Source organism: Paenibacillus sp. 01T422 (assembly GCF_056398785.1).
Window position 1 is genome coordinate 1 of record NZ_JBFTQB010000667.1, and the last position, 3,695, is coordinate 3,695.

At 43.8% G+C, this 3,695-nt stretch carries 3 protein-coding genes; 1 reads left to right on the forward strand and 2 read right to left on the reverse strand.

The window, feature by feature from the left end; all coding sequences use genetic code 11:
• Nucleotides 1-138 precede the first annotated feature (138 nt).
• Both AC1DUA_RS28515 and AC1DUA_RS28520 read right to left on the reverse strand, forming a co-directional pair.
• Nucleotides 139-828, reverse strand: coding sequence for a DUF4247 domain-containing protein (locus tag AC1DUA_RS28515; RefSeq protein ID WP_477502969.1), 690 nt, complete (start codon nucleotides 826-828; stop codon nucleotides 139-141).
• Between the two features lie 51 nt (nucleotides 829-879).
• A complete protein-coding gene (locus AC1DUA_RS28520) occupies nucleotides 880-1,416 on the reverse strand; it encodes a DUF4178 domain-containing protein (protein ID WP_477502970.1) in 537 nt (178 codons plus the stop codon).
• A gap of 292 nt (nucleotides 1,417-1,708) precedes the next feature.
• Here AC1DUA_RS28520 and cshA point away from each other — a divergent pair, with 292 nt between their 5' ends.
• Nucleotides 1,709-3,328, forward strand: coding sequence for a degradosome RNA helicase CshA (cshA, locus tag AC1DUA_RS28525; RefSeq protein ID WP_477502971.1), 1,620 nt, complete (start codon nucleotides 1,709-1,711; stop codon nucleotides 3,326-3,328).
• Nucleotides 3,329-3,695: the final 367 nt, after the last annotated feature.

Here is a 3,695-nt window from a genome sequence, read left to right on the forward strand (position 1 = left end):
CTAAAATAGTATGCAGCATAATGCAAGTATAATTCATTCTTTCAAAACTTCAATCATTATTTAACCGCTGTTTAATTAAAATAAGCAGAAATAAAAAAAGCTGTGTCCAATTCGTGGACAACAGCTTTTCTAATGTGACTAGCGCCTTTTGAAGGAACCGGTCTTTTTCGTTGTGCTTGGCTTGCTGGTCGAAGGTTTCGTCACCTTATTAGCTGTGGAACCATCATTTTTGCGTGTCGTTGAGGAGCTGCCAGAGCTCGGATTTGCCGTGCCGCTCTTGAAAGTTCCCGTCCGATCTGACGTAGTCGGCTTTTTGTCCTTAGAGGTATCGGTTGTTGGTGTTGTAGCTTTACCTGAGCCTGCATTATACGTCGGTGTTTTCGTATAGCCTCGATAATCGTAGGACCCTCTATTATTGAACCAGCTTCCTCCGAAGAGGTTCTGCAATAAGGCCGCTGTTAAATATCCTTGTAAGAAGGAAGAATCATAATGGGTTTTGGCATATTCAATACTGTCTACCTGAACCAGACTGTTCTTGCTCTCGCTAGGATCTTTCTGGATGTTAATAACTTTATCGCTATAAACAAGGAACATTTGATCTTCGGATTCCTTGCTCTTTTCTTTCGGTGACTCTTTCGCGGCTAGTTCAGACGCTACTGCAGGGACATTTTTACCTTCAACTAAATATACTTTAGAAAGGTTAGTGCCTTTGCCTTCTGCACTGACAAGCGGGTACTCATCTTTGATATAACGTACGGCATCAGCGCCACACCCGGTTAGAAGGGCGATGATCAATAAGAAGGAAAGCCATGAGGTCCATCTTTTCACTTTTCAGTAAACCCTCCTTTTGGGGTATGACTAAATGATATCACAGGTGGATTAATGCGTCGATTTCAAAAATTTAATCTGATTCCCCGGCGTGCGCTCCCCTTCGAGGGCGATAAACTTGCCATCTTGCCATTGAAGGAAGAAAAATCTGCGATCAGGTCCAAAGTAGCGCCAAAAGATAACATCATCACCACTACGGAAATCGGTATTTCCTTCAGTCCGCGTGACGTCATTACGATGAAACTCTAAATCGAATGTCAAATCGTCATCTAATTCAAGACGGGTTGGGACATCGTTGGGGTCATCGAGTGCGCCTTCAACGAAGCTGCAAAGGAAACAATCATAGGTTCGTCCTTTTTCCACAATCAGACACTGAATATTTTTGCCGCTTTGCAAATAATAGGCGTAGCGATGCGGAGCGAAACCGCGGTCGAAATAAATGACTTTACCGGATACGACGTATTCCTCTAAGTCTACATTTACAATATCCCCAACTCTGGCGTCTTCAAGCGGGTTGCCAGCGGGGGTTGTTTCCGGTACTTGTTTCTGACTTCGCAGTATGCTGCTTACACGTTTAAATATGGACATTGAAAAACGCTCCTCTGTTCCGAATGTTGTTCTAAAATGTAATACGTTTAGCTTATGCTTAAGGTTTCGTTCTCATCATTCGTTGTGTTCATGAAAGCAGCCTCTGGCATTGTGCATATAACTTGTGCTATAATATTTTAGATGTTCTTAAGGGCGGCCCATTGGATCATGGAAGATGATGAATCGAAATGTTATCCACCAAGAAACTATAGACACGGATAGGAAGTCGTACTTAAGGGTAAAAAAGATACAAGGCATTAGCCTGCCCTGTACAAAAGGAGATTGAATTTATTTGAAAACATTTCAGGAGTTTGGTTTAGAAGCTGCGATTCTACGTGCGGTTACGGAGATGGGCTTTGAAGAATCCACACCGATTCAAGAAAAAACGATTCCGTTAGCCATGGAAGGCCGGGATTTGATTGGTCAAGCACAAACTGGTACTGGTAAAACAGCAGCTTTCGGTATCCCGCTAATCCACAAAATTAATATGAAAGAAGAGCGTATTTCCGCTCTTATTATGTGTCCAACACGGGAACTTGCCATCCAGGTTGCGGAAGAGATTGAGAAGCTCGGCCGTTTCAAAGGCATTCGTTCCTTACCCATTTATGGTGGACAGGATATTGTAAAACAAATTCGTGCACTTAAAAAGAAACCGCAAATCATTATCGGTACGCCTGGTCGTTTACTTGACCACATTAATCGCAAAACGATTAAGCTTGATGATGTTCAAACGGTTATCTTGGATGAAGCGGATGAAATGCTTGACATGGGCTTCATGGATGATATCCAATCCATTTTGAAACTCGTTCCGGAAGAGCGCCACACCATGTTGTTCTCAGCAACGATGCCTGCGAACATTCAAAGATTGGCACAGCAATTCCTGCGTAACCCTGAGCATGTATCGGTTATCCCGAAACAAGTCAGCGCACCGCTTATCGATCAAGCTTATATCGAATTGCACGAAAAGCAAAAATTCGAAGCTTTAAGCCGCTTGCTTGATATGGAAGCTCCGGATCTGGCCATCATCTTCGGACGTACGAAACGCCGCGTTGATGAATTAGCGGAAGCTCTACAAAAAAGAGGTTATGCTGCAGAAGGTTTGCACGGCGATTTGTCCCAAAATCAACGTGATAACGTAATGAGAAAATTCCGTGACGGAAGCATCGATGTACTCGTTGCTACGGATGTCGCGGCTCGTGGACTTGACGTATCCGGCGTAACGCATGTTATCAACTTTGACCTTCCACAAGATCCAGAGAGCTACGTTCACCGTATCGGTCGTACGGGACGTGCTGGTAAAGAAGGTACAGCTTGGACGTTCGTAACACCAAGAGAAATCGATCACTTGCACTTCATCGAGAAAGTTACGCGTCATAAAATTAGCAAAAAACCGCTGCCTAGCTTAGCAGAAGCGATCGAAGGCAAGCAAAAAATGACAGCTGAACGTATTCTTGATGTGCTTCAAAATGATGCACAATTCGAATTCAAAGGTTTAGCTATCCAAATGCTTGAACAATATGATTCAGTAAACTTGCTTGCAGCTGCTATGAAGCTTCTGACAGGCGACAAAAAAGAATTAAATATCGAATTGACTCCGGAAGATCCAATCCGTGCTAGAAAGAAAAAATTCGACGTGCGCAGCTCAGGCCGACGCGTTGGTGGCGGATATGGTTCAGGATCAGGAGATCGTCGTCAAGGCGGCGGTGGTTACAGTTCCGGTTCCGGTGGTTCTGGCAGCTCCAACTCTCGTTACCCGCGTAAAGATGGCGGTAGAGACTATGGTTCAAACAGAGAAGGTGGAGAAGGACGCAGCTCCTCTTCCAGAAGCCGCGAATACGGAAGCAACAATCCGGGTAACCGCGATCGTTCCAGAGCTCCTCGTAAAAGCGAAGACACTTTGGTGAACAAATAAGGGGTTACACCCACACAAATAAAGGCGGAGATCCTTGGGGGATCTTCGCCTTTTTTGACACAATACTATACTATGTAAAAGTACCTAGAACGACTAGACGTCTACCTATATGTTCAAAAATAGGCTATAATTAAACTATGGTTGGCGAGACAAGCTATATGATTATTTATGGACTATCAACGTAGAAAGTTTCCTGAAGGAAACGCTAAGGAGGAAGCGGTTTTGGAGTTTAGAGGGGTTATGGGAGGACTTTACAAAATATCAGAATGGATCATGCGTTTATCGGTGATTAATCTATTGTGGATGTTGTGTTCAATTCCGGTATTCTTTTTTGGTTTTATGGGTTTGGTTAGTCCATCTCCTGATG